Annotated in this window: 24 protein-coding genes; 11 read left to right on the top strand and 13 right to left on the bottom strand. The window is 67.4% G+C overall.

Annotated elements, in window-relative coordinates:
* Positions 1-131: 131 nt before the first annotated feature.
* Both IE92_RS0109825 and IE92_RS0109820 read left to right on the top strand, forming a co-directional pair.
* Positions 132-959 (top strand): aldo/keto reductase, encoded by an 828-nt coding sequence (locus IE92_RS0109825; RefSeq protein ID WP_030148323.1) that lies wholly within the window; start codon positions 132-134, stop codon positions 957-959.
* Between the two features lie 74 nt (positions 960-1,033).
* Entirely contained in the window at positions 1,034-1,924 is an 891-nt protein-coding gene (locus IE92_RS0109820; protein ID WP_081864011.1) for an arsenic resistance protein, read from the top strand.
* 167 nt (positions 1,925-2,091) lie between these two features.
* Here IE92_RS0109820 and IE92_RS0109815 read toward each other — a convergent pair whose 3' ends face one another.
* Positions 2,092-3,075 carry a helix-turn-helix transcriptional regulator gene (locus IE92_RS0109815; RefSeq protein ID WP_030148321.1) on the bottom strand — a complete coding sequence of 328 codons (984 nt, stop codon included), beginning with the start codon at positions 3,073-3,075 and terminating at the stop codon, positions 2,092-2,094.
* 167 nt (positions 3,076-3,242) lie between these two features.
* On the opposite strand from IE92_RS0109815, the gene IE92_RS0109810 reads away from it, so the two are divergent.
* On the top strand, positions 3,243-4,016 hold the full coding sequence (locus IE92_RS0109810; protein WP_081863905.1) for a FadR/GntR family transcriptional regulator: 774 nt from the start codon (positions 3,243-3,245) through the stop codon (positions 4,014-4,016).
* A gap of 233 nt (positions 4,017-4,249) precedes the next feature.
* Positions 4,250-5,485, top strand: coding sequence for a CynX/NimT family MFS transporter (locus IE92_RS0109805; protein ID WP_030148319.1), 1,236 nt, complete (start codon positions 4,250-4,252; stop codon positions 5,483-5,485).
* Between the two features lie 139 nt (positions 5,486-5,624).
* On the opposite strand, the gene IE92_RS0109800 is transcribed toward IE92_RS0109805, so the two are convergent.
* Entirely contained in the window at positions 5,625-7,061 is a 1,437-nt protein-coding gene (locus tag IE92_RS0109800) for an NAD(P)-binding domain-containing protein (protein WP_081863906.1), read from the bottom strand.
* A 375-nt stretch (positions 7,062-7,436) separates the two neighbouring features.
* Here IE92_RS0109800 and IE92_RS0109795 point away from each other — a divergent pair, with 375 nt between their 5' ends.
* Positions 7,437-7,916 carry a MepB family protein gene (locus tag IE92_RS0109795; protein WP_030148317.1) on the top strand — a complete coding sequence of 160 codons (480 nt, stop codon included), beginning with the start codon at positions 7,437-7,439 and terminating at the stop codon, positions 7,914-7,916.
* 25 nt (positions 7,917-7,941) lie between these two features.
* On the opposite strand, the gene ybaK is transcribed toward IE92_RS0109795, so the two are convergent.
* On the bottom strand, positions 7,942-8,439 hold the full coding sequence (gene ybaK / locus IE92_RS0109790; RefSeq protein WP_030148316.1) for a Cys-tRNA(Pro) deacylase: 498 nt from the start codon (positions 8,437-8,439) through the stop codon (positions 7,942-7,944).
* Between the two features lie 247 nt (positions 8,440-8,686).
* On the opposite strand from ybaK, the gene abc-f reads away from it, so the two are divergent.
* Positions 8,687-10,336: a ribosomal protection-like ABC-F family protein gene (abc-f, locus tag IE92_RS0109785; RefSeq protein ID WP_030148315.1), complete on the top strand. Its 1,650-nt coding sequence runs from the start codon at positions 8,687-8,689 to the stop codon at positions 10,334-10,336.
* Positions 10,337-10,380: 44 nt separating this feature from the next.
* Here abc-f and IE92_RS0109780 read toward each other — a convergent pair whose 3' ends face one another.
* Positions 10,381-11,028 (bottom strand): response regulator transcription factor, encoded by a 648-nt coding sequence (locus IE92_RS0109780; RefSeq protein ID WP_030148314.1) that lies wholly within the window; start codon positions 11,026-11,028, stop codon positions 10,381-10,383.
* 77 nt (positions 11,029-11,105) lie between these two features.
* A complete protein-coding gene (locus IE92_RS17335) occupies positions 11,106-12,263 on the bottom strand; it encodes a sensor histidine kinase (RefSeq protein WP_051701625.1) in 1,158 nt (385 codons plus the stop codon).
* Between the two features lie 114 nt (positions 12,264-12,377).
* On the opposite strand from IE92_RS17335, the gene IE92_RS0109770 reads away from it, so the two are divergent.
* The 3 genes from IE92_RS0109770 (at position 12,378) to IE92_RS0109760 (ending at position 15,037) form a co-directional block, all read left to right on the top strand.
* Entirely contained in the window at positions 12,378-12,878 is a 501-nt protein-coding gene (locus IE92_RS0109770) for a hypothetical protein (protein ID WP_030148312.1), read from the top strand.
* Positions 12,879-12,966: 88 nt separating this feature from the next.
* Complete coding sequence (locus IE92_RS0109765; protein WP_030148311.1) at positions 12,967-14,055, top strand: glycosyltransferase family 4 protein; 1,089 nt, start codon at positions 12,967-12,969, stop codon at positions 14,053-14,055.
* Positions 14,056-14,152: 97 nt separating this feature from the next.
* Entirely contained in the window at positions 14,153-15,037 is an 885-nt protein-coding gene (locus tag IE92_RS0109760) for an aldo/keto reductase (RefSeq protein WP_030148310.1), read from the top strand.
* A 58-nt stretch (positions 15,038-15,095) separates the two neighbouring features.
* On the opposite strand, the gene IE92_RS0109755 is transcribed toward IE92_RS0109760, so the two are convergent.
* The 4 genes from IE92_RS0109755 to IE92_RS0109735 form a co-directional block, all read right to left on the bottom strand.
* Positions 15,096-16,127: an iron-siderophore ABC transporter substrate-binding protein gene (locus tag IE92_RS0109755; RefSeq protein WP_030149645.1), complete on the bottom strand. Its 1,032-nt coding sequence runs from the start codon at positions 16,125-16,127 to the stop codon at positions 15,096-15,098.
* 67 nt (positions 16,128-16,194) lie between these two features.
* On the bottom strand, positions 16,195-17,049 hold the full coding sequence (locus tag IE92_RS0109750; protein ID WP_051701626.1) for an ABC transporter ATP-binding protein: 855 nt from the start codon (positions 17,047-17,049) through the stop codon (positions 16,195-16,197).
* 3 nt (positions 17,050-17,052) lie between these two features.
* Positions 17,053-18,102, bottom strand: a complete 1,050-nt coding sequence (locus IE92_RS0109745) for a FecCD family ABC transporter permease (RefSeq protein WP_156027494.1) — start codon at positions 18,100-18,102, stop codon at positions 17,053-17,055.
* A gap of 91 nt (positions 18,103-18,193) precedes the next feature.
* On the bottom strand, positions 18,194-19,240 hold the full coding sequence (locus IE92_RS0109735; RefSeq protein ID WP_030148306.1) for a FecCD family ABC transporter permease: 1,047 nt from the start codon (positions 19,238-19,240) through the stop codon (positions 18,194-18,196).
* A 21-nt stretch (positions 19,241-19,261) separates the two neighbouring features.
* On the opposite strand from IE92_RS0109735, the gene IE92_RS18325 reads away from it, so the two are divergent.
* On the top strand, positions 19,262-19,543 hold the full coding sequence (locus tag IE92_RS18325; protein WP_156027493.1) for a hypothetical protein: 282 nt from the start codon (positions 19,262-19,264) through the stop codon (positions 19,541-19,543).
* Between the two features lie 11 nt (positions 19,544-19,554).
* Here the strand turns inward: IE92_RS18325 and IE92_RS0109730 are convergent, their stop codons facing one another.
* From IE92_RS0109730 to IE92_RS0109715, 4 genes are all read right to left on the bottom strand, one after another.
* Entirely contained in the window at positions 19,555-19,923 is a 369-nt protein-coding gene (locus tag IE92_RS0109730; RefSeq protein ID WP_051701627.1) for a hypothetical protein, read from the bottom strand.
* Positions 19,916-20,764 carry a helix-turn-helix transcriptional regulator gene (locus tag IE92_RS0109725; protein WP_030148304.1) on the bottom strand — a complete coding sequence of 283 codons (849 nt, stop codon included), beginning with the start codon at positions 20,762-20,764 and terminating at the stop codon, positions 19,916-19,918. The genes IE92_RS0109730 and IE92_RS0109725 overlap by 8 nt, the downstream gene beginning before the upstream one ends.
* Complete coding sequence (locus tag IE92_RS16680; protein ID WP_043321565.1) at positions 20,761-23,658, bottom strand: hypothetical protein; 2,898 nt, start codon at positions 23,656-23,658, stop codon at positions 20,761-20,763. Before IE92_RS16680 ends, IE92_RS0109725 begins: the two co-directional genes overlap by 4 nt.
* Positions 23,659-23,778: 120 nt before the next feature.
* Entirely contained in the window at positions 23,779-25,020 is a 1,242-nt protein-coding gene (locus tag IE92_RS0109715; protein WP_051701628.1) for an ROK family protein, read from the bottom strand.
* A 117-nt stretch (positions 25,021-25,137) separates the two neighbouring features.
* On the opposite strand from IE92_RS0109715, the gene IE92_RS0109710 reads away from it, so the two are divergent.
* A complete protein-coding gene (locus tag IE92_RS0109710) occupies positions 25,138-26,457 on the top strand; it encodes an ABC transporter substrate-binding protein (RefSeq protein WP_425411827.1) in 1,320 nt (439 codons plus the stop codon).
* The last annotated feature ends 10 nt before the right edge of the window (positions 26,458-26,467 follow it).

Raw genomic sequence — 26,467 nt, 5'->3', positions numbered from 1 at the left:
CTTTCGGTTTGGCGTCACACCAGATTGGCAGCGATTCCCGAGAGTTTCGTGGGCGTGACGCAAATGGGATGTGCTTCGCGGGTTCACCCGGCTATGAGTAGATTAGAAACACTCGCGAGCAAGGAGAATACGTGACCACACCCAACGTAACCCTGAACAATGGTGTTGTCATTCCCCAGATTGGGTTTGGCGTCTATAAGGTTCCCGATGAGGAAACCCGTGCGGCGGTCGCCAGCGCGCTGGACCTGGGGTACCGCAGCATCGATACCGCCGCGCTCTACGGCAACGAGGCCGGTGTCGGCACGGCGATCGCCGAATCGGGGCTCGCCCGTGATGACCTCTTCATCACCAGCAAGGTGTGGAACACCGAACACGGTTTTGACAAAACCCTCGCCGCCTTCGACCGCAGCATGGAGCTGCTGGGCCTCGACACCCTCGACATGTTCCTGATCCACTGGCCCTGCCCCCGGCAAGACCTGTACCGCGAAACCTGGCGTGCCCTGGAACGGCTCTACGCCGACGGTCGGGTGCGCACCATCGGCGTCTCCAACTTCACCCCCACCCACCTGACCCGCCTGCTGGAGACGGCCGAGGTGGTTCCCGCGATCAACCAGATCGAGCTGCACCCCGCGCTGCCCCAGCACGAGGCCGTCGCCTTCCACCGCGAGCACGGAATTGCCACCGAGGCGTGGAGCCCGCTGGCCCGCGGCAAGGGCCTATCCGATCCCGAGATTGCCCGGATCGCCGCCCGGGTGGATCGCAGCCCGGCCCAGGTCATCCTGCGCTGGCACCTGCAGCAGGGACGCATCGTGATCCCCAAGTCGGTCACCCCGTCCCGGATGGCCGAAAACCTCGCCCTGGATGACTTCACCCTCACCTCGGACGACCTCGCCCTGATCGACACGCTGGGCCGCGAGGATGGACGGGTGGGCTCGCACCCCGACCGGGTCGAGCCATAATCGAACGTCTCGAACGCTTCCAACTTCCGCTGTGCCTCGCCGCGGTGCTCCTGGGCATCGCGGCGGGTTCGTGGATGCCCGCTCTCGCCTCCCCGCTTGAGGCCGCGCTCACCCCGGTCCTGGCCCTCCTCATGTGCGCCACGTTCCTCGCGGTTCCGCTGGCCCGGCTCGGACCCGCGCTGCGCGATGGGCGCTTTCTGGGCGCGATCCTCACCCTGAACTTTGTGGTGGTCCCGGCGGTGGTGTGGCTCCTGACCCGCACCGATCACGGCCTCCTCCTAGCCGGAGCGCCGGTGGAGGCGGGCACCCGGGTGGGGATCGTCCTGGTACTGCTGGCACCGTGCGTGGACTATGTGATCGCGTTCACCGGACTCGCCGGCGGTGCCCGGGATCGACTCCTCGCCACCGCCCCGCTCCTGCTACTGGTGCAGGCGGCGCTCATCCCGCTCTACCTGCCGCTGATGGTGGGCACCGAGTCCCTCCGCCTCGAACCCGGCCCGTTTGTCGAAGCACTGATCGTGCTGCTCCTGATTCCGCTGATCTTGGCCGCTGTGGTGCAGGCCACCCGGCGGCGCTCGCGACTCTCCCGCGGCATCGAACGCGCGGGTGCCGTGGGTATGGTCCCGCTCATGATGGCCACCCTGTTGACGGTGGTGGGTGCGCAGAGCGCAAAAATCGGCTCCGACCTCGCCACCGTCCTGATCGCGGTTCCCACTTTTATTCTGTTCCTGATCGTGATGCTTCCGCTGGGCGTCCTCGCCGGAAAAGCCTTCGGCCTGGATGTCGCCGGCACCCGGGCACTCACCATGAGCGGCGCCACCCGCAACTCACTCGTGGTGCTCCCCCTGGCCCTGGCTCTCCCCGAACCGCTCAACGCGTCGGCCCTGGTGGTGGTGACCCAGACCCTGGTTGAGCTGACCGGCATGCTCGTGTACGTTCGCGCGGTCCCGCGACTCATTCGCTAGCGTCGGCCGCGGGGACCCGAGGAGCCTACCCCGCCATTCCGAGCTGGCCCCTGGGCCCGAGAGGCCTACCTCGAGATTCCGAGCCTGCCGCGGGGATCCGAGGAGCCTACCCCGCCATTCCAAGCCTGCCGCGGACATCCGAGGACCCACCCACCTACTCCGAGAGCTTAGCCCGCCAACCCGAGCCTGCCGCTGGCCCGCGCCGCCCGCGCGGCAAGCTCGGCGAAGGCGAGTTTGAGATCCTCGGGTTCGAGTACCTCCACGTCGGCATCCAGGAGCAGGAGCCACCGGGCCACGGCATCGGGATCGGGCGCGGTGATCCGAATGACACTGCTGCCCTCGCTCAAACGCTCCACCTTGCCCCAGGCCGGGAGGACCCAGCGGCGCACGCGGGTGAGGTCGCGTTCGATCCGCACCACGAACTGTCGCATCGCCGGGGCTCCCGTGTGTTCCCGGACGAAACGGTCCAGATCCACCGCGGGCTCCCGCCGCGGGACGGAGGCGACCGAGGTAATCACGACCCGGCGGAACCGATCCAGCGGAATCACCCTCCACTCGGCGGACTCCAGCAGGTACACCACCGCATGCCAGGCACCCCGCGAATAGGCCAGGCGTAGCGGCTCGATGCGGCGGCTAATCTCCCGGCCCACCGGATCTGAAAATTCGGCATCCACCCGTCGCCGCTCCCTGCACGCGCGGGCCAGGCGGATCAGCAGCAGCGGGGGTGGCGCGTCGATGGACATTCCGGCCAGGTGTGAGATGTCCAGAAAGTCCGCATGCCGATACAGGGCCTCCATGGTGGAGTCGAGCCGGCCCGGCATGACCGCGCTGATTTTTTCGCTCACGGTATCCAGAAGCTCGTCGCGGTGCTCACGATGCATCTTTGCCGCTCGCAGCGCAAGCTGGACGGCCACGGCCTCATCGGCATCGATCACGATCGGCGGCAACGCGGTACCCGGGTCGAGGTAGTAGCCCCCACCGGTTCCAAAGGTGGAATCGATCGGGTAGCCGTCCTCACGGAGCTGGGCGATATCACGCCTGACGGTGCGCGCGGTGACACCCAGTTGGCGGCCCAGTTGATCGGCGGACCAGCCGTGGCGCTGTTGGAGAAGTGCAAGTAGCCGAAGGAGACGGCCGGAGGTTTCCCACATGAGAGGTTTTCGCTTCCGTTCCGGTTGGCGGCCACCCCGCCCCCCGCGGTGTGATGCCGTGCAACCTGTCCTCCAGTGTCACCGGATTTACCCGGTAAATTGCTGGACTCCCAGAGACTCAGAACAAACCGATTGTGATTTGGTCCTAAATGTCCTACATTTAACGCGTGCCCAAAAACGCCCCCTCCTCCCCCGATTCCATCGAGAACTCCGTGCCTGCCAGCGCCCCAAAAGCCGGGGCGAATCGCGGGGGCGGCCCCCGCACCGTGACGGTGCCACAGCGCGTCGCCGCGGACATCCGGGCCAAGATCGACGCGGATGAGTGGCCCCCGGGCACCCGCATCCCCACGGAGATGACCCTCGCCAAAACCTATGGGATCGGTCGCGGAAGCGTGCGGGAGGCGCTGCGTTCCCTGGTCCATTCGGGCCTTCTGGAGGCCCGCGCCGGAGACGGAACCTACGTCCGGGCTCGCAGCGAACTCCAAGTTCAGCTGACGCGACGGGTCACCCCGGATCACCTCGACGACCTCCTCGAGGTACGCGCCCTCCTCGAGCGCCACACGGCACGCCGCGCGGCCCACCGCGCCACCCCCGCCGACCACGAGGCGCTGCGTGAGGCGCTGGCGCGGCGTGACGCATCGGATAATGTGAGGGACTACATCAGTCACGACGTGAAATTCCACGAGATCATCGTGCGCGCGGCGGGCAACTCCCTCCTCGCCGACCTATATGTGGATCTGGATGCGGTGGCTACCCAGCTCGAATCGCTCCCCATCCACGGTGACGATGTCGAGGCGTTTCGCGCCTTCATCACCCACGGGCACGAGAGCCATCACGAGCTTCTGGATGCCATCATCGCCGGAGACGCCGATCGCGCCGACGCGCTGGCGGCCCACCTGGTCGAGTGCGCGCGGTCCATGTTCACCCCCGCCGAGCCCTAGGCACCCCGGCGGGCGCAGAGCCAGCGCCGCACCCTCGGAATTCCGGCACCCCGCCGAATCCTGGGCTCATCCCGCACCCCGCACCCCGCACCCTACCTGATCGCGGACATGCCAAACATCCACCACCTCCCGGGTTTCCGCCCCGAGGCACCCGCAAACACCCCGCCGCAGACCGGTCATCGAGCGCCCGTCCGCGTCCCCACACTTTTACCTGTCTAACCGAAAGAACACACATGACAACACCCTCAGCCCCACCCACCACAAACCGCGGCGCCCGCACCGGCCTGCTCCTGGTGGGCATCCTGCTTATCGGCGCGAACCTGCGCGCGGCCATCACCCCGGTCGGTCCCGTGCTCGGCAACATCCAGATTGACCACGGCATCTCGGCGGCCCTCGCCTCGGTGCTGATCTCGATTCCGCTGGTCGCCTTCGCCCTGGTCTCCCCGGTCGCCCCGTTCATCGCCCACAAGCTCGGCATGGAACGCGCGCTGGGTGCCTCCCTAGGGCTGCTCGCAATCGCCATCGTTATCCGCTCGCTGCCCTGGTCCCCGGGCCTCTGGATCGGCACCGTGCTGCTGGGTATCGCGATCGCGGTGATCAACGTGGTCCTGCCCTCGCTGATCAAGCGCGACTTCCCCGATCGTGTGGGCAGCGTCACCGGCTGGTACTCGGCCGTGCAGGGCACCGCGGCGGCCATTGCCTCGGGTCTCGCCGTCCCCATCGCCGGTGCCGACGGGAGCGGCTGGCGTCTCGCCCTGGGTATCTGGGCCGGGCTCGCGGTGATCGCCCTGGCGGTGTTCTGGCCGCAGCTGCGCTCGCGCACCCTGCCACTCCACGATCGCCCCGCCGCCCTGGACCCGCACCCCGGCCAGTACCGCTCGCCCTGGAAGAGCGCGCTAGCCTGGCAGGTCACCGCGTTCATGGGCCTGCAATCCACGGTGTTCTACTCGATCATCACCTGGCTGCCCTCGATCGAACGCTCCGCCGGCATCGATGCCACCACCGCCGGATTCCACCAGTCCGAGCTCCAGCTGGTGGGTGTGCTCTCGACGATCACCGCGGCGGCGCTGGTCCAGCGCTCGAAAAACCAGAGCCTACTGGCGCTGGGATCCGCGCTCTTCTCGGCGGCCGGCGTCATCGGCGTGCTGATCGATCCGACCCTGGCGGTCCTCTGGGCCGCGCTGCTGGGGGCCGCCGGTGGTGCCTCGATCGTGATCGTGCTGAGCATGTTTGGACTGCGCACCTCGCACCACGGTCAGGCCGCCGCGCTGTCCGGCATGGCACAGTCGATCGGCTACCTGTTCGCGGCCTTCGGCCCGATCGTGATCGGCCTGATCCACGATGCGACCGGCTCCTGGCAGGCCCCGCTGTTTGTGCTCCTGGGCATCGTGATCGCGCAGGCGATCTTCGGAATGCTCGCCGGACGCAACCGGGTCATCGGGCTGCGCGAACCGGTGCCCGCGGGATAATCCACCCGCCAGCGCACCGCCGCGGGGTTCCCGGATCGCCTCTCGCCTCACCGCGGGACACCCTCGAACCCGCTTGATTTCACGACGAGGCCGCCACCCGGATTCGGGTGGCGGCCTCGTTTTAAGCTTTTATACGACCCTAGCGGCGCGAGGTCGGGCGGGTGACCCGGGCGGCGGCGGTCACGCCACGCTCGCGGGTTCCCACGTCGATCGCGTCATCTCGGGAATCCGAGACCGTCCCCACCGGGGTGAGGTAGCGCTCGATCGAGTCGTCCATCTCCTCGAGCCACGGGGTGTGGTGTACGGCGGCCATGGTGCCGGTCATCACCGAGGGGTAGGTCTTATCCCGGTAACGGGCGATATCCACCTGCTTATCGTGCTGCCAGGACTGGAAGATGCGTACCACCTCGTCCAGGTCGAACATCGGGTAGTCGGTGCGCTCAATCAGATCGCGAATGTAGGTGGCCTGATAGACGACCTCGGAGTCGTGGTCGGGCAGCGCCGCGTACTCGGCCAGCCAGTGACGAATATCCGCGGCTCGGTCCTCGGCGTCCGGCAGGGAAATGCGGCCCAGGATCACATCGCGCACAAACCAGGCCTGCGCGTCGAACATGTTGAAGGTGAACCACTGATCCTGCGCGCCCACGTAGAACAGGTTCGGGTTGCCCTGCCAGACGGTGCCCTTATAGAGGCCGTCAGGGTAGAGGTTGTTCGGAGAGGACAGCGCGAGCGAGTCCGGGAGGAACGGGTACTTGTGGAGGTAGCCGGTGCAGAGCACCACGGCGTCAACCTCGCGGACCGATCCGTCGCGGAAGGTGACGGTGTTCCCGTCGAAGCCGACCGCGAGCGGCAGTTCCTCGACCCCGGCGGGCCAGTCGAAGCCCATCGCGTGCGAGCGGTAGCTCAGCGTGACCAGCTCGGCGCCCATCTTGTGGGCCTGCATCCCGATGTCCTCGGCCGAATAGCTGGCACCGATCATTAGCACACGCTTGCCGGCCAGGCGCTCGGCACCGCGGAAGTCGTGGGCGTGCATGACCTCGCCGGTGAAGTTCTCCAACCCATCGAAATCGGGCACGTTGGGGAAGGAGAAGTGACCGGAGGCAACGATGATCCGATCGAAGTGCTCGGTGGTGGTTTCACCATCGGCAAGGTTTTCCGAGGCCACGGTGAAACCATCCTCGGTCTCCTGGGTCCAGCGCACAATCGTGTTGAAACGTACGAAGCGTCGCACGTCGCTCGCCTCAACTCGGCCGGCGATGTAGTCCCACAACACCGCGCGCGGCGGGTAGGAGGAGATCGGCTTTCCAAAGTGCTGATCGAAGGAATAGTCGGCAAATTCCAGGGCTTCCTTGGGCCCGTTTGACCACAGGTTGCGGTACATGCTGGAGTGCACGGGCTCGCCGTGCTGGTCGATTCCGGTGCGCCACGAGTAGTTCCACTGTCCGCCCCAGTCGGCCTGCTTTTCAAAACAGACAATTTCGGGGATCTCGGCACCGCTTTCGCGTGCTGCCTCGAAGGCGCGCAACTGCGCCATTCCACTCGGTCCCGCTCCAATAATCGCAATGCGTTCTACCACGACATCCTTTCCGGCCCTTGGCCTCAGTTCGGCATGTTTTGGTGAGGGGAAATCACCTGCGAAAGTTGCCTCTGTGCGAACGGCCGGCGCGGGTCCCACGTGGGTTCCGGCAGCTATAAACCGACGCTCCGGGCAACCCCGCAACGTCACCCATCCTAACAAAATGGCTGATTGTACGGCGATTCACCGTGGTCTATATGCGCCTAAACCCCTGATCAAGCGGTCGTTATTTATATTCTGAGTATGCGAAAAATAGTGCCAAATGGGCAACTTTGGATGCGTTTTATGCACCGCATCCCCTGCCTCCGGGACGTCCCAAAACCGGGTGCGTGGGATCTCGTTTTCGGGATGAACTGGGCTCGCTAGACTGGCCTGATGGATCCCCGATTGCCACCCTGGTGGGGTGCCCCGTTTGATGCGGCGGACGTCGCCCATGCGCGGGTCGAAGATGATCTGGAAAACGCCGACTATGCGGCGGGGATCGTGACCCTGGGTTCTGCTCGCTGGCGCATCCGCACCGCGCGGATCACCCCGACCAAGCCGGGCGGATTCGTCTCGGCCTGGCGGCGCGGAGACGACGGCATCACCGAACCTTTCACCGCCGACCCGACCCTGGCTGGGATGATCGTCTTCATCGAGGATCGCGAGCACCGCGGGGCGTTTGTCTGGGACACCACCCGGCTCACCGAACTCGGGATTCTCCGGTCATCGGCCAATCCGGGTAAGCGCGGATTTCGCGTGTATCCGAGCTGGTGCACCGGGCTCAATCGGCAGGCCGAGGCCACCCAGCGTCGTCAGGCTGCGGGGTTTGTGAACCTTTCCCAGGAACAGGCTGGCCCCTCAACAACGTACTGACGTCGACGCCGTACCTTTCCCTCCCCTACCGGTCCTTGGCGATCGGAGCGAAGGTCGCGCCGGTGATCCGGGCGAGATCTTCGGGCGCAAGTTCGATGTCGAGGCCGCGGCGTCCTCCGGACACAAACACGGTGTCGTAGAGCTGCGCCTCCTCGTCGATGACCGTGGGCAGCGGTGTCTTCTGACCCACCGGGCTGATCCCGCCGACGATGTAGCCGGTCTTTCGCTCGGCCAGGCCGGTGTCCGCAAGTTCCGCCTTCTTGCCACCCACTGCCTGAGCGAGCGCCTTCAGGTCGAGCATCCCGGCCACCGGGACCACCGCGACGGCGAGGGTGCCATCCACGCTGGCCACCAGGGTCTTGAAGACGCGGGCGGGGTCCAGATCGAGCTTGCTGGCGGCCTCCAGCCCGAAGTTTTTCTCGGCCGGATCGTGATCGTACTCGTGCGCGATCACCTCGATCTGAGCCTCGGCAAGCGCACGCAGCGCGGGGGTGCCGGCCGGGGCCGGAGTCTTCTTGGCCATGCGACACCTTTCACCAGAAATTGCGGGAACTCCAGGCTAGCAAGGCCGGGGCATCGCGAGCGCGCGGGCGTCGCTTAAACGGCCAGATGACCGGCACATAGAACACCGCGATCGCCAGGAAAAACAGCAGCAGGGGCAGGCCCAGCGCTACAACCCCGGCGGAACCCGGTTCGATATAGACCCGGCGTTTTTGGGTAATTCGGGGTGTGACTCGATCCGCCCGGCGGAGACTGAAAGAATGGGGGCCATGAGTGCAACGCTGGGTGTCCACGACATCGCCGGGGGCTACGGCCACCGCATCCTCTTTGAGGGACTGAACCTGACCGTCACCGAGGGCGACGTGATCGGCGTCGTCGGTGTCAACGGCGCCGGAAAGTCCACACTGCTGCGGGTGCTCGCGGGCCTGGTTCCCCCGGTTTCCGGATCGATCACCCGCTCCCCCGCCGACGCGTTTGTGGGCTACCTTCCGCAGGAGCGTGAACGGGTCGAGGGCGAGACGATCACCGCGTATATCGAGCGCCGCACCGGCTGCGCCGATGCCCAGGCGGAGATGGACTCCGCCGCGCTCGCGCTGGCCGATCCCGATCCCACCGGGGCCAACGCCGATGCCTACGACCGCGCGCTCGGGCGCTGGCTGGCCAGCGGGGCCGCGGATCTCGAGGACCGCATCCCCGAGGTGCTCGCCGACCTGGGCCTCGATCTCCCCATCGACACCGCGATGACCGCGCTCTCCGGCGGTCAGGCTGCCCGCGTGGGTTTGGCCGCCCTGCTGCTCTCCCGGTTCGATATCGCGCTGCTGGATGAGCCCACCAACGACCTCGACCTCGACGGTCTGGAGCGCCTGGAGGGCTTCATCCGGGGGCTGCGCGGCGGAGCCGTGCTGGTCAGCCACGACCGTGAATTCCTCGGCCGGGCGGTCACCAAGGTGCTCGAACTCGACCTGCACCAGGGCCGCAACTCACTCTTCGGCGGCGGCTACGACGCCTACCTGGAGGAGCGCGAAACCGCCCGCCGCCAGCGTCGCGAGGCCTATGAGGAGTACGCCGATACCAAGGCCGACCTCGTCTCGCGGGCGCGCACGCAGCGCGAGTGGTCGAGCCAGGGTGTGCGCAACGCGATGAAGAAGTCGCCCGATAACGACAAGATCCGCCGCAAGGCCTCGGTGGAGTCCAGCGAGAAGCAGGCACAGAAGGTGCGCCAGATGGAGAGCCGGATTTCCCGCCTGGAGGAGGTTGAAGAGCCGCGTAAGGAGTGGAAGCTCGAGTTCACCATCGGGCAGGCTGCCCGCTCAGGCGCCGTGGTGTGTACCCTGGATGCGGCCACCCTGGATCGCGGCGGCTTCGTGTTTGGACCGGTCAGCGCGCAGGTCAACGGCGGCGACCGGATCGGCATCACCGGGGCCAATGGCGCCGGCAAGTCCACCCTGCTCGCGCTGCTGCTCGGTCGGCTCACCCCGGATAGTGGGCGCGCCTCGCTCGGCTCCGGCGTCGCGATCGGCGAGGTTGATCAGGCCCGCGCCCAGCTGGTCGGCGATGCCTCCCTGGCCGAAACCATGGCCGCGCGGCTGCCCGAGCTGGAAATCGGCGAGGTGCGCACCCTGCTGGCCAAGTTCGGGCTGCGCGCCGACCACGTGGATCGCCCGGTGGACGAGCTCTCCCCCGGCGAGCGCACCCGCGCCGGACTCGCGCTGCTCCAGGCCCGCGGCGTAAACCTGCTGGTGCTGGACGAGCCCACCAACCACCTCGACCTGGCCGCGATCGAACAGCTTGAACAGGCGCTGGAAAGCTACACCGGCACCCTACTCCTGGTCACCCACGACCGCCGGATGCTGGAAAACGTGCGTTTGACACGTCGCTGGCAGATGGCCGACGGACGACTGAGCGAGGGGCTGGTTTAGCCGCTCGCGCCCCTATCTGCGCCCACCCCGAGACTCGCCCAGCCCTAGCCGCTCTCGCCCAGCCGGGCGATCGCCTCGGCGCGGGAGGAGACCCCGAGCTTGGCGAAGAGGTTGTTGGTGTGGGTCTTGACCGTGGAGAGCGAGACAAACATGGCCTCGGCGATCTCGCGATTGCTCGCGCCCTGCCCCATTCGTTCGAGCACGTCGCTCTCGCGCTCGGTCAGTCCGGCCTCGCGGGCGAGGGCTTGCAGGGCCGAGCGCTGCCCGAGCCCACGGATCATGACCGCGGCCACCTCGGGGGCAAAGGTCTGCTGTCCGGCGACCGTGGCGGTCAGGGCGGCGAGGATCTGCTCGCGGCCCGCACTCTTGGTCAGGTAGCCCGAGGCACCGGCCGACAGAGCCCCGGCGATCGAGGAGTCATCGGCGTAGGTGGTGAGCACCAGCACGGCGGTGCCCGGCAGCTCGGCACGGATCTGTCGGGTCGCCTCGGCACCGTCCAGGATCGGCATGCGCAGGTCCATCAGCACCACGTCGGGCCGGGTTTCCCGGGCGAGGGCCACGGCCCGCTCGCCATTTTCGGCGGTGCCCACCACGCTCACCCCGGGTGAGTATTCGAGGATCGTGGCCAGGCCATCACGCACGGTGGCCTGGTCATCGGCCACCAGCACCCGGATGTCCGTGGAGTCACTCATCAGCAGGGGCCCTTCGCCAGGCCCGGCCGTTTTTCCGGGCACTCTAGTATCCCAGACCCCGGGAATCTCGGCCCGCATTAGCGATACTCGATTTCGCCGAAGACCACCCAGTCGCCCTCCACCTCGCCCGCGCTCAGTGTCCCGCCTAGGGCACTAAATCGCTCGCGCAGGCCGCCCAGGCCGTGACCGCCCGAGGGGATTGCCGACCCGGCAGCCCCGGCTACCGGGGCGCCGGTGGAGATCCGCACCAGCACCCGGTGCACCGAGGTTTCCACCCGCACGTTACTGGGCGCTCCGGGAGCATGCTTACGCGCGTTTGTCAGGGCCTCCGTCACGGCCGCCCGCAGCGCCTCGGTGACCGCCGCGGGCACGGTGTCCAGGTCACCCTCGGTCTCGATGGTGACCGCGTGACCCAGCGCATCCGCGTGCCGTTTCAGGGTGTCCAGGGCCTCGGCCAGCGAGCCGGATTCACGCAGCGCGGCCACCGCCCGGCGCGCGTCCTCCAGCCCCTCCTGGGCGAGGGTGCGTGCGCCGCGGATGCGCTCGCGCAGCGCCGGATCGGCCGACTGGGCCTCAGCGATCACATCGATCGCGTCCAGCTGCATGACCAGTCCGCCCAGCGAGTGGGCCAGCACATCGTGCAGGTCCCGCGCCAACCGGGTTCGTTCGGCGAGCGCCGCGGTTTCCGCCCGCTGCACGAGCAGCGCACGGTCGGCCGCGCGTTCGGTGGAAGCCATCCGACGCATCAGCGAGACGCCCACCACCCCGACCAGGCTGATCAGCAGCGGCAGATCGTTGGGTTCAATCCCCGGGGCAAACAGGCGCGCAATGAGGTAGCCCGCAAGCCCGATCGCCCCAACCCAGAGCGTGCGCGGAATCGGAATCCACGGCGATCCCAGCAGCACAAACACCGCCACCGGCACCACGATCGAAGCCCCACCCGAGCCCAGCCCACCGGCGACTCCTCCGAGGATCACGATCAGCGACCAGGCGCGGAAAAACTGCACATCGCTGAGCCTCGGCCAGTAAAAGGCCGCCACGCACCACAGCGCGCAGGCGATCAGCGTGAGCACAATCGCGGGGGTCTGGGTGGCATACGGCCCGGCCAAACCCAGGGTCGCGGCCACCGCAGCCACGACCCCGAAGAGGTGCACGATCATCCGCGCGAGGGTGCGCCCGGGGCTCACCACACGGTCGGAGTGCCGGTGCGCGGGGGCGGGACTGGTCAGGCTCATGAGTCCATCATGCGCGATCCGCCCGCCAAAAGTCGGCTTCGACCTTGATCTCCACCCGTTTCTCCACCCGGATGGTTGATCCGCCCGGTGGGGTCCCCCGAGCAGACTGAAGACATGGAAATTCTGATCAATGTTGTTATTAGCGTCGTCATCTTCGCCTGGCTACTCACCAACCAGCTGCGGGTCAAGCCCCTCACCACCTCCCACAAGCTGTGGATCATCCTGGCGATCATCGGTGTGGCCCGCGCCTACGGGTTTCTGGCCGATCACCCTCTGACCGTCGGTGACGTTCTGCTCACCCTGGTGAGCATCGCGATCGGTGCCGGCATCGCCCTGTACCGCGCCCACACCGTGCGCCTCTGGTCGGACAACGGCACCGCGATGCGTCAGGGATCCTGGGTCACCGGTGTGCTCTGGCTGGTGGGTATCGGACAGCACCTCCTGGTCGACATCTTTGTGACCGATGGTCTGGGTGTTGCCACCCTGACCTTCTACCTGGCCCTGATGCTCGCCGTGCAGCGCTTCGCCATCAACAACCGCGCGGTCAAGATGGGCCTGATCAAGCCCGGTGAGGTCATCACCAGCCGCTCCACCCGCCCCGCCCGCGCACGCTAAGTCCCCAACAACATTTCCACACGCCCCCGGTCGCCCAGCGGCCGGGGGCTTTGGCGTGTGAGCGGCGGTGCGCTGATAGGCTCGGGGGATGAAGATCCTGTTCGATGCACGCTACATCCGTACCGATTTTCACGACGGGATCAGCCGCTATTCGGCCAGCCTGGCGGCGGCGCTGTCCGAGCTCACCCCGGTGACCTTCCTGATCCACGATCCGGCCCAGCGCGACTCGCTGCCCGCGGGCGCGGACACCCTGCTGATCCATGCGCCGACCTCCTGGCGCGAGCCCTTCACCGCGCGCATCCTCAACCGCTACCGCCCCGACGTGGTGTTCTCGGCGATGCAGACCATCGGTGCCGCCGGGCGAAAGTTTGGCCTCGTGCTGACCCTGCACGACATGATCTACTACCGCCACCGCACCCCGCCGAAAAACCTGGCGTGGCCGATTCGGCTCGGCTGGCGGGCATTCCACCTGTCCTACCTGCCGCAGCGCATCACGCTGAATGCCGCCGACGTGGTGGCCACCGTGAGCGAGACCTCGAAGGCCGATTTTGAGCGGGTGAAGCTCACCCGACGCCCGGTTGTGGTGATTCCCAACGCCCCGCAGCCGCGCGGCGATGCCCCGCTCGCCGACACCTCCCGGGCCCCGCGCAACCTCGTCTACATGGGCTCGTTTATGCCCTATAAAAACGTGGAAACGCTGATTCGGGCGATGGGAGACCTACCCGAGCACACCCTGCACCTGCTGAGCCGGATCACCCCCGAGCGTCGGGCCGAGCTTGAGGAGCTGATCCCCACCGGTGCCAGCGTGATCTTCCACAACGGGGTGACCGACGCCGAGTACGAGGCCATGCTGCAGAACCGGGCGATCCTGGTGACCGCCAGTAAGGACGAGGGCTACGGACTTCCGGTGGCCGAGGCCCTGGAGCTCGGCGTGCCCGCGGTCATCAGCGATATGCCGATCTTCCGCGAGGTTGCCGGGGACGGTGCCCTCTACTTCGACGTCAACGCCCCCTCGCAGGCGGCCGCCCGCATCCTCGAACTCGATGATGATGCGCGCCGCGCCGAACTCGTGGCCGCCGGGACCGCACACATCAAGACGTTCAGCTGGGCGCGCTCGGCCCAGACGCTGCTCACCACGCTCGAGGCGATCCACGAACACCGCAGCAGTCGGTCGTAACACGACCCGCCACACGCTGGCAGCTTCGAGGCGACGGGCATAGGCTGAGGGATACGCCGCGCTTCGGCGACGTCACTCGGCTTTTGGAGACTCCCCTATGACCCTTTCCATCCCGCAGATCCTGCTCAACTCCGGTCGTCAGATGCCCCAGCTGGGCCTCGGCGTCTGGCAGGCCACCGACGATGAGGCCGAGCGCGTGGTGCACTATGCCCTCGCCGAGGCCGGATACACCCACATTGATACGGCCGCAGGCTACGAGAATGAGGCCGGTGTGGGGCGCGCGATCGCCCGCGCGGGCCTGGACCGGGACGACCTGTTTGTCACCACCAAGCTGCGCAACCAGGACCAGGGCTATCAGCAGACCCTCGACGCGTTCTCGGTGAGCCTGGACAAACTGGGCCTCGACTATGTCGACCTGTACCTGATCCACTGGCCGCTGCAGAACGACCAGCGCCGCATCGACACCTGGCGCGCGCTCGAGGAGATCCGCGACTCTGGTCGGGTGCGCTCGATCGGCGTCTCCAACTTTGAGCAGGTCCACCTCGACCAGCTGCGGGCGGCCGGGGCCAGCGTGCCCGCGGTCAACCAGATCGAGCTGCACCCCGGGTTCAACCAGGACGAGCTGCGCGAGCGCGCGCTGACCGACGGCACCGCGATCACCTCGTGGAGCCCGCTGGGTGGCACCTCAAACTCCGGCTGGGGTCCGGGCAGCAAGCCCAACACCGTGCTGACCGATCCGGTGATCGCCGAGATCGCCGCCGCCCACGGCCGCTCGGCCGCGCAGGTCATCATCCGCTGGCACCTGCAGAACGGCCTGATCGTGATCCCCAAGTCGCTCTCCGAGGCGCGGATCTCCGAGAACATTCAGGTGTTCGACTTCGAGCTGAGCGCCGAGGAGCTCGCGCGGATCACCCACCTGCCGCAGACCGGCCGGGTGGGTGCCGACCCGCTGGTGGCCGACTTCGGTGCCCCCGCCGAGTAGTCTCGGGCACAATAAAGCCGGCCGGATCCTCGAGATCCGGCCGGCTTTTTCTGCGGGGTTACTTACCGAGTTTGGCGACCGAGTCGGCCAGCTGCGGGACGACCTCATCCAGGGTCAGTTCCAGCGCGCGGATGGTCCCGGCGCTGGAGCCGGCCATGACGATGCCCTCGGGGTCGGCGAAGATCGCGCGACCGTCCTTGACCATCGGCAGCGCCTGGATCAGCGCGTCATCCTTGATGGCCTGCAGCGGGTAACCGATCGTGGTGAGGACCGCGGTGTCCGCGTCCATCGCCGGGACCTGCTCAACCGAGACCGGGGCGTAGAATCCCTGCGCGGGCAGCGCCTTGATCGCCGGGTTCAGCACAAACCCGAGGTCGCCGTACAGGTCGAAGCGGGCGTCGCCGGGCAGGCTCGCACCGTAGGCGTCACCAAATTTGGAGCCCGAGGTGAAGGTCTTTCCGGCAAACTCGGGGTGCTCGCTGCGGATGGTGGCGATCTTATCCTCGAGGCCCTTGATCAGGGTTTCACCCTCCTTTTCCTTGCCCAGTACCTTGGCGATCATCCGGGTGTGATCGGTCCACTTGACCGCGTAGTCCGGGGTGCCCTTGACGGCGCTCACGGTCGGGGCGATCTCGTTCAGCCGCTGCCACACCTTCTCGTCCAGGGCCGCCCGCACGTTGAGGATCACGTCGGGGTTGAGGGACTGGATCTGCTCATAGTTGAGGGTTGCGTCGGTGCGCGGGATCAGCACCGGGGTGTCCTTCCCAAACTCGGCGGTGGCCCAGGGTCCCACCCCCTTGTTCTTCTCGCCGAAGGACTGCCAGTCGTAGATTGCCACCGGCTTCACGCCGAGCGAGAGTGCCACCTCGCCATCGGACCAGCCCAGTGCGACGACGCGCAGCTGCTTGCCGTCCTTGGGCTTGGGGATGTCGATCTTGCCAAAGTTGGTGTCCACCGAGGCGAGGAGGTCGCCGGAGGCGGGTTTGTCACCCACGTTTTCGCCGGTGGCACACGCGGTCAGCGCGAGCCCGGCCACGGTGAGCGCCGCCAGGGCGGTCAGGGTGCGACGCACCAGGGAGGTACGGGACATGATTCCTCTTTCTCTCGGGAATGGTTCGGACGGGAAAGGCTAGGGGTGAGCGCGGATTGGGCGCGGATCAGATGTGTTCGGGTTCGGGAACGGAGGTGCCGGTGATGGTTCCGGTTCCGGCGGAGGCGGCGACCGCCCCGTGCGCCCGCGGCACGATCAGCGGGGTTCCGGTTTCGGGATCGGGGATGATCCGGGCACGCACCCCGAAGACCCGCTCGACGGTGTCCTCGGTCAGCACCACGGCCGGGGCACCCTCGGCGACGATCTGGCCCTCGTGTAGTGCGATCAGATGCGTCGCATAGCGGGCGGCCTGGTTGAGGTCGTGCAGCACGGCGACCAGGGTGCGGCCGTCGCGGTGCAGCCGGGCGCACAGCTCCAGGACCTCGATCTGGTGGGCCAGGTCGAGGAAGGTCGTGGGCTCATCCAGCAACACAATCGGGGTGTCCTGGGCGAGGACCATCGCGATCCACACGCGCTGGCGCTGCCCGCCGGAAAGCCGGTCCACGGTGGCCGAGGCTAGGTCGGTCAGTCCGGTGTCCTCCAGCGCGCGGGCAACCTTCGCCTCGTCCTCGGCGGACCACTGTCTGAACACACCCTGGTGCGGATGCCGCCCCCGTGACACCAGGTCGATCACGGTGATCGCCTCGGGGGCCACCGAGGACTGCGGCAGCAGTCCCACCCGGCGCGCCAGCTCCTTGGTCCGCAGTGCCTTGATGTCCGCGCCGTCCAGCAGCACCCGGCCGGACTCGACCGGGAGGATCCGGGCGAGAGACTTCAGCAGCGTGGACTTGCCACACGCGTTGGGTCCCACGATCACCGTGAACGATCCCGGCGGAATGGTGACGCTGAGCTCGGGCAGGATCGGGTTCTGGCCATAGCCAACCCGCAGGGCAACGGCTTCGAGAGTGGATTCGGGTGCCATGGGTTAGGCCTTTCGCAGACGGGAGATCAGCATCCAGACGAGGTATCCGCCGCCGAGTACCACGGTGACCACGCCGACCGGGAGCTGGACCGGGGCGAGCAGGGTACGGGCGACCAGATCGCTGATCACGAGGAGGGCGGCCCCGAGGAACGCGGTGGGCAGCAGCGGGATTCCGGGGCCGCGGCAGAGGCGGAGCGCGATCTGTGGGGCGACCAGCGCGACAAACGCGATCGGTCCGGCCACCGCGGTGACGGCGGCGGTCAACACCACGCCGAGCACGAGCAGCGCAACCCGGAGGAGTTTGACGTTCACGCCGCGTCCCGAGGCCGTCTCCACGCCGAGGCCCAGCATTCCTGCCTGACGCCAGAGCGCGAGCAGCGGCGGGAGGCAGATCAGGGTGATCAGGATGGTGGGGGTCAGATCGATCCAGCGGATCGTGTTGAGAGAGCCCGCACCCCACACCTGGGCGGTGATCGCGGCCTCGAGTTTGACCGTGATCATCAGATAGGAGTTGATCGCCCCGAGCATCGCGCTGACCCCGATGCCGATCACGATCAGTCGGTAGCCGTGCAGGCCGTGGCGCAGCGCCAGCAGGTACACCAGCGCGCCGGTTGCGGTGCCACCGATCAGCGCGCCCACCGTGGTCCCGGTGGATCCGCCGCCGATCACAAGCATCGAGAGCAGCGCGCCGGTATACGCCCCGGTGTTGAAGCCGATGATGTCGGGGCTGCCGAGCGGGTTGCCGGTAAGGGTTTGGAACACCGCGCCGCTCATCGCCAGGGCGATTCCGCCGAAGAGTGCCATCAGCACGCGCGGGAGTCGCCAGTCCAGGACGATCCGGGTGGTTCCCGGATCGGCATGGCCGGTGAGCGCCGCCCAGACGTCGCCCAGGGACAGCGGCAGATCGCCGATGGTGAGCGAATAGCCGGCCGCGCCGAGGGCGACGATCAGGCAGGCGAGGCCGACCCAGAACGAACGACGGTGGATGCGCAGGCTCAGACCGCGCACGCGGACAACGCGCTCGCCCGAGGCGCGCAGAGTGGGGGTATTCACAGTCCCTTCGCCTCCTTTCGGCGCACGAGCCAGATCAGGATCGGGGTGCCGGGGTGTGACAAACACAGTGCCGTGACGATCGGTGCCGGATTCACAGTCCTTTCGCCTCCTTTCGGCGCACGAGCCAGATCAGGATCGGGGCTCCGAGGAACGCCGTGACGATCCCCACCGGCAGCTCCGACTGCACCAGCACACGGCCGATCATGTCGGCGGCGAGGAAGATGATGGGCGCGCCGATCATGCTCAGCGGAATGACCCAGCGCTGATCCGGTCCCACCAGGGAGCGCACCGCGTGGGGGGCCATCAGTCCGAGGAAGCCGATCGGTCCGACGGCGGCAGTGGAGGCCCCGCAGAGCACGGTGATCACGATGATCGAGACGGCGCGCAGCAGCGCGACCCGGGTTCCCAGCGAGCGGGCAACCTCGTCGCCGAGGGCGAGCGCGTTGAGCGAGGAAGACAGGGTGAGCGCGATCAGAAGTCCCAGAACAAGGAAGGGTGCGACGGCGATCACGGTGTCCATCTGGCGTCCCTGCAGGGATCCGGCGGCCCAGAAGCGCAGCTTGTCGAAGGCCTCGGGCGTGAGCAGGGTGATCGCCGAGCTGATGCCGGTGAAGATCGCCCCGAGCGCAACACCGGTGAGAACGAGTTGGACCGGGCTGGCACCGTGGCGTCCGGCTGTCCCGATCAGATACACCGCGACGCTGGTGACCAGCGCCCCGCCGAGCGCCCACCACACCTGGCCGAGCGTGCCGCCCGCGCCGAAGAACGCGGCACCGATGACCACGCACAGGTAGGAGCCGGCGTTGACCCCGAGGATGCCGGGGTCGGCGAGCGGATTGCGGGTGATCGCCTGGATCAGCGCGCCGCTGGCTCCGAGCCCGGCCCCGACGATCAGTGCCAGGATGGTGCGCGGAACGCGATAGTCGCGCACGATGATCCCGGTCGCGTCCACCTGTCCCCCGGTGAGCGCCGCCCAGGTTTGCGCGACGCTGAGCCGCCCCGAGCCAACGAACAGGCTCAGCGCCGCCAGCAGCACCAGGATGATGATTCCGAGAATCAGGATGAGGGTACGCGAGCGTGCCGATCTGAGTGTGCCGTGCGCGCTTTTCGCGGCACGGGGCACCGGAAGTGCGCTCATGCGGGGGTCTCTTGTCTTTCGATGACCGAGCGCGAATTCAGCCCAGCCTTACCTAACTTCAAGGCTATAGGCGGTCAATTCATGACGCAATCACCAAAGACTGACAGCGGATCTGGCAAACCGGACACCGGCGGCGGCGGCGGCGGCGGCGGCGGCGGCGGCGGCGGCGGCGGCGGCGGCGGCGGCGGCGGCGGCGGGCCGAGACTATTCCGCTCGGCGCGGCAGCGTTTCGGACAACCCGATTGCCGGATCGAAAGCCGCGAGGTGGCCGGACGCCTGGTCCTCAGTACCCGCCCGCACTAATTATCCGCTGCCTATGTGCGGGCTGCGCGGGTTTTCTCGATCCGCTCGCGCAGCTCTTCCGGATCCCCCACCGACAGAAACAGATGGGTGAACCCCTCCTGCGCGGGCGACAGGGTGATCGCCAGCAGCGGACCTCCGGCGCGATAGTTCCAGAAGTTCACGGATCCCTCGGCATAGTAGGTCCCTGAAATCTTAAATCCGAGATCCGCGCCGAGCGTGCGCAGCCCGCGCGCCACGCCCTTTTTGGGCAGCACCCGCACCTCGCGGATCGAGGCCAGCGGGACCGCGAGTTCGCGGCGGAAGCACCAGAAACGATCCAGGCCGCGGGGCCGCACACGCAGCAGGTCACCGTCGATGATCAGGGTGTTGCGGTTACTCATTCGCGATTCCGTTCCGGGCGGGCCGGACACCGCGGTAGCGACCCGGCGTGGTGCCCATGATCCGATCAAAGACCGCGATAAACGAGCTGGCGTTGTGATAGCCCACACTCGCCGCCGCATCGGCCACACTGACCCCGTCACTCAGCGGGCCGAGCGCCGCGTGGACCCGGGCATGCTGACGCCAGGATCCGAAGGTCTGATCCAGCTCGGATTCGAACGCCCGGGCGAGGGTGCGGGCGCTGCATCCCAGGGAGCGCGCCCAGTCCTCGATGCTGCGCGGATCGGCGGGATCGGCAAGCAGAGCCTCGGCGATCGGGCGCAGACGCTCATCCTCGGGCATCGGCAGGTTCAGCGGGATCGCGGTGGGCGCGAGCAGGTCAAATACCAACCCCTCGGCACGCTCGCGCTGCGCCGACCCGAGGCCCTCCTGCGACAGGTGCATCAGAAGTTCGTGCAGCAGTGGGGTGATCTCCACACACACCGGAACCCGCGGGTTGAACGTGCTGGTTTCCGGGTTGAAGAAGCTCGCCTGGAACTCCGCTCCCCCGCTAACCCGTCCGTGGTGCTCGATCCCCGCGGGAATCCAGATCCCAATGTTGCGGGGCAGCGTATAGCGTTCCCGTCCGATCCCGGTGGTCATCACCCCCGAGCGCACCCACAGCAACTCGTGGATCGGATGGGTGTGCGGTTCCCACTCGATGGGATACGGCGTGACCTCCGCCTGCCCGGCAATACTAAAGTCGATCTCCTCGGGCCGGGCCTGTGGGGGCGTGGGCCGAACCACTGCGTCGCGAGATCGCCGGGGCGAACGGGCCGATCCGGGGTTCGCGCGCGTCGTCATGCCCCCATGTTAGTAGGCCCATGACGGCGCCGACGTAGGAGGGTGCCAACCACGAGTCCCGCCCCCACCAGGGCAAGCCCCAGCAGCGCGGCAAGTCCGGGTGAGGTTCCGGTCCCCGGGAGCGCGGCCCAGTCGGGGGCGGCACCCGAAAGGGGCGACGTCGTCGGGTCACCCGGCTGAGCGGGCGAGGTGCCAGGGGCGAGACTCGGCTCGGGCGAGGTGCCAGGGGCGAGACTCGGCTCGGGCGAGGGTGTCGGTTCGGGTGTCGGCTCGATGATCACCGGGGCCTCCACCGCGAACGCGGCGGCGAAGATGCCCACCTCGGTGCGCACCTCCACCCGGTGGGTACCCAGGGACAGATCGGCGGGGATGGGGAAGGTCAGGGTGCCGATGCCGTCCTCATCTACGTGCACGGTTCCCAGCTTGCGGGCGTCGCTGAACAGCACCGCGGCGGCGGCCGAGTTCGCGGGCAGGCCGCTCAACCGAAGCGTCTGACGATCCCCCGGGTGCAGGCGCGGAGCCCCGATTCCCACGGTGATCCCGGTGTCCTCGGGCACCGGCTGGCCGGGGTCGGCAAAGCTCAGCAGCGAGAACTCGGTGTGTGCAGGGGCGACGTTTTCGGATCCGAGATACCGCACCGAGACGGGCAGGATACCCTCGGGAAGGTCCGCCGGCAGGTCTACCGTCAAACGCCCGTTTTCCAGGGTGCCGGTCAGCACAAACGGGTCTCGGTCCGCGGAGGAATCGGCCGCGCCGCCCGCCGACTCGGCGGTGGCAGCCTTGTCCCCGGCGGACGGGGCCGGTGTGCCCGGTTCCTCCGCCTTCGGCGCCCCCACCCGCACCTCGATCGATCCCTCAACCGGCTCCGTGGCCTCACCGTCGAGTCCCACATCCACGCGCAGGGATCCCACCGAATCCAGCTCGCCGGATGGCTCAAACACCGCGCGGGGCAGCGCGATCCCCGGGTGCACGGTCAGGGTCAGCGGCTCGCTGACCGAGCGGGTGAAGCGCGCATCCGCGGCACTGATGACCCGCAGCGTGTGCTCGCCCACGCTCAGATTTTCGGGTAGCTCGATGTCGCTGGACACCTCGGTGCCACCCGCATCGGTCTGGTTCCAGGTCGGTCCGGCAACGCCGTCGATTTCCAGGGTGTGGGTGCGGTGCTCGCGCTGGAACAGGCTGGTTTCGCGCGTGATGACCCTCGCCGATCCACCACCGTAGCGCAGCTCACCCTCGACCCGCGGGGCGAGCGTCACGGGAATCGGCCTGACCGAAACCGTGGTGGAGAGGCTGGCAGCGGCGTTGCGTCCGTCCTCGGGCATCAGCAGCTCGACCCCGAAGTCCCCGGTGACCCCCGCGGGCAGCGGAATCATCACTCCCCCGGCAATCACATAGATGCTGCCCGAGTAGGGGACCCCGGTGGGCGGCGTAACCGTATAGCTCAGGCGACCGGCGGGCCCGGCCCCCGGATCGCGCACATCGCGAACCTGCACGCGGAACGCGTTGGCCTGGTCCAGGTTCTGGGAGGCCGGATCCACCGAGAGCGCCAGCGGACGCGGCAGCACGTTAAGAATCTGCGGGGCACTCAGCGCCTCCGTGTGCAGGCGATCTCCGGCGTAGCGCGCAACCACCCGATGAACACCGGGCTTGGTCACCTCAAAGCCGTATACCGCGCTTCCCCCATCCGTGATCTTCTGCGCCGGCACCGTACGCACCCGGCCGTCGGGCTCGGTGATGTCGAGGAACACGTTGCCCTCGCCCCCGGCGAGCGTGGCGCTCAGGGTCGCGATCTCGCTCGCGAACGTGTCACGGCCGCCGCCCAGGGTCAGCGTGGTGGGGATCTTTGCCACGGTAAATGGAACCGGCGCAATCGGACTCTCGTTTTTCAGCTTCGAGTCGAAGAAGGAGAGCCTCAGCGTGTAGTTTCCCGGCTCCAGATTCGGGGGCATCGGCACAAAGAACTCGGTATTGTCCATGACCGGATCGCGGTAGGTGGTCCCCCAGACGTTACCGCGCTCGTTCAGCGCGTCGATGCGCATGGTCGCCTCGACGCCGTTGATCCGCAGCTTCGCCATCGCATCGGCGCCGTACACAAAGCTCGGCACCTGGATCGGGGTGATCGAGATCGGCGGCGCATAGATCAGGGTCGGATTCAGCGTACTGGCCGGCTGAACCCCATCGGTCTGCGGGAACTGCACCGAGACGTCATAGCGCCCCACCGGCAGCTCGCCCAGGTCCTCGAACGAGAAGGACATCTTCTGCGCGGCGGTCACCTCGATCTGTCGCTTCGAGCCGGGAACCACCGTCTTGGTGACGCTACTTCCCACGCCACCGGTTGTCTTGAGCAGGGAGACGGAGATGCTGCGATCCCCCACCGGGACACGCGCGGTCTCCACGGTTCCGGTGATCGGGGTGCCCAGCGGATGGTTCGCCGCGAGCCCGGTGAGTTTGAGGTCGATCGTGGATCCGACCACCCGGAAGTCGCGATTCGGCGGGGTGAAGTTCGCGACGATCTGCTCGTTTGGGCTGATCACACGCCAGCGCAGCTGATAGGGCTTATACGGCAGGTTCGGGGGCAGGTTCAGGCTCAGAGCCCGGTCGCCACGCACCGGTGTGGACCACTTTCGTACGCTCTCGCCGCTACCCCAGAGGTCCACGTCCAGGGTGAAATCGGCATCCGCCAGGGCATCGGGAACGCCGGTGAGGCGCACGGTGATGTCCGGGGTCTGCCCATAGGGGAAGCTCACGGGCAGGGCGTCGACCACGAGCGTGGGTGCGGCCGCGGCGGCCGCAGCCGGGACCGCCTCGGCGCTCGGTGCGGCCAGGGAACCGAGGGCCACGGTCCCGCCAAACAGCAGGGTCAACGACAGCACAAACGCGAGCGGGTTTTTCACGAAACTCCTGAAGCAGCCTCAACTCCGTACCGAGGCGCGGAGCGGTCATGGGTCTCGGTGGGTATTCCGAGGTGGGCATCACCAGATTAGTGGCCAGGCCAGGCTATTTCATAACTATTGCTATCTATTAGTCGCGGCGGCCACCGCCGCGGTGGAAATCCGCTCGGCCGCCGGCACCACCGCGAGCACCCCGGCTCGTGCAGACCTCAGCGCCCCCGACACGGCCCCGAGCACTACCACATCCGCGCCCAGGGCGGAGGCCGCGAGCTCCGGGGCGGGAAGATCCAGCTGATCGGCCAGGGATTCCCGGGCGATCACCAGGACCGGTTCGATCACGTCGGCGATCGACCCCGAGACGATGATCAGCGCCGGATTGAACAGGCTTCCCAGCACCGCGGCGACCCGGGCCAGCAAGTGTCCGGCGCGGTTCACGATCGCCTGCGACCAGGCATCTCCGGCCTCCGCCTGTTCCAACACCGCCCGGGCACTGAGCGCGGGGAGTCCGGCGCGCACCAGCGGGTGATCGGCGGGCAGCCGGTCCCACCCCTCCTCGGCCCACTCGAGAATGCGCGAGCCCACACCGTAGGCACCGCCCACCTCGGGCACGTGGTCAAACGCCACGGTTTCGCCCACACCCCCGTGCGCCCCGCGCAGCAGGCGCCCGGCGAGCACAACCCCCGAGCCCAGGCGGTCTCCGGCCAGCAGGGTGATGTAGTCCTCGCATCCCTGCGCCCGCCCGATGCCCCCTTCGGCGAGCGCAGCCAGGGACGCATCGTTTTCCACCCGGACGATGGGGGCCCACTCCCCCAGCAGCTCGGGTAGGTCGGGGTTCATCCGCTGCCAGAATCCCTCGCGGTGCTCCGGCGAGCGCCCCCGCGCATCCACCGGCGCGGGAACCCCGGCACAGATCGAGAGAATATCGGCGCGCTCGCGCCGGGCCTCGACCAGGGTGTCCGCGATGGCCGCGGTGATCTCGGCCCGGCGCTCGGGGGCACTCTCATGGCTCGGATCGAGGCGTCGAGTGGTCTGGGCAAGCAGAACCCCGCGCAGATTGGTCGCGCGCACGGTGAGGTGGGAGCGTCCGGCGTCCACCCCGATGAGTACGCTGCGGTCGGCATAGAACGCGAACCTTCGCGAGGGACGCCCCTTGCGATACTCCCCGGCCACCCGGGCGTTATCCAGCTCGCACAGCAGCCCGCGTTCGATCAGCAGTTCGATCACCTCGATCGAGGTCGACCGGGTCAGCCCGGTGGCCTCCACGGCGTCGGTCGCGGTGAAGATGTCGGCGTCCCAGGCATATTCCAGGACGGCTTGGAGGCTCGCTCGCTGCTGCGTTGCGGCGGGAGCTGGGGATCTCGTCACGATGCTTGACCTTTCGATATTCCCCCTATTATGCTCTACCTCAAGTTGATTTGGTTCCTAAATTTATTCAGTGGATCAACATCGTTCCCGGCCCCGGGAACTCGGAAGGACAATGACGTGCCTCTCTTTACTCCCCGAAATACACGAAGTACCAACGCATCCCCAGCGGCCGGTGCTCCCCCACGATCCCGGCGGCGACGCCGACTCCTCACCGGCGCGCTCGCGCTGGCCGTGGCCGCCGGCGTACTCAGCGGATGCGCCCCCACCGGCCCCGAAAACGTTCGCTTCTACCTCTCCAAGCCCGAGGCGATCCCCTACTTCCGCGAGCTGGTGAAAACCTATAACGCCGAGCAGAACAGGATTCACGTCACGCTCGACACCTCGGCTAATCTGCAAGCCGGCTTCCTGCGCGGCAATCCGCCGGACCTCGGGCTCCTTAACTACAACATGGAGATGTCGCGGTTCATGGAGCGCGGGGCGCTGAGCGATCTCGGGGACATGCCCGAGGCCTCACACATCCTGCCCGACGTGCAAAAACTGGTGGACCAGTACGCGACCTATCGGGGCCGCACGAGTGTGCTCCCCTACTCGGTCATGGCCGCCTCGGTTATCTACAACAAGCAGATCTTCGCCGAGCAGGGCATCGCGATCCCGCAGACCTGGGCGGAGTTCCAGGCTGCCTGTGAGAAGCTCACCGCAGCCGGGATCACCCCGATCTACGGCACCTTCAAGGATCCCTGGACCGTGGCCCAGGGATGGTTCGACTATGCGGTGGGCGGCATGGTCAACGTGGCCGACTTCTACGCCGGCCTGAACAAGGAGGGCACCGATGTGGGCGCTCACTCGGCGGTCTCGTTCCAGAAGTCTCTGCTGGAACCCACCCAGCGGATGCAGGAAATCGCCCAGAAGTACACCAATAAGGACGCGGCGGCCAAGGGCTACGGCGACGGCAACCTCGCCTTCGCCCAGGGCAAGGCGGCGATGTACTTCCAGGGGCCGTGGGCGCTCGGCGAGATCGCCAAGACCGCCCCAGACCTTCAGCTGGGGACCTTCCCGCTGCCGATGACCGATAATCCCCAGGATCTGAAGGTGCGGGTCAACATCGACCTCGCCGCCTGGATCCCCGAGGCGTCCAAGCATCAAAAGGCCGCCCGCGAATTCCTCACCTATCTGTTCCAGCCGAGCGTGATCGACGACTACAACGCCAAATTCCTCGGCTACGGCACCACCACCGATGCGGCCCCGGTCACCGATCCCCGCATCGTGGGCATGCGCGAATACTACGACCGCGCCGCCTTCTACCAGGGGGCGTCCAAGGCGATCCCGCTGACGATCCCCACCGAAAACTACGTGCAGGGGATCGTGCTGGGTGCCGATCCGAAGAGCACCCTGGCCACCCTCGACGCAGACTGGGCCCGGCTGGCCCTGCGCCGCTAGGGACAAGGAG

It is taken from the genome of Mycetocola saprophilus, from assembly GCF_000718085.1.
In the GTDB taxonomy this organism is placed as follows: domain Bacteria; phylum Actinomycetota; class Actinomycetes; order Actinomycetales; family Microbacteriaceae; genus Mycetocola; species Mycetocola saprophilus.
Note: the sequence above shows the minus strand (reverse complement) of the source record. Positions and strands in the feature narration are given on the sequence as shown.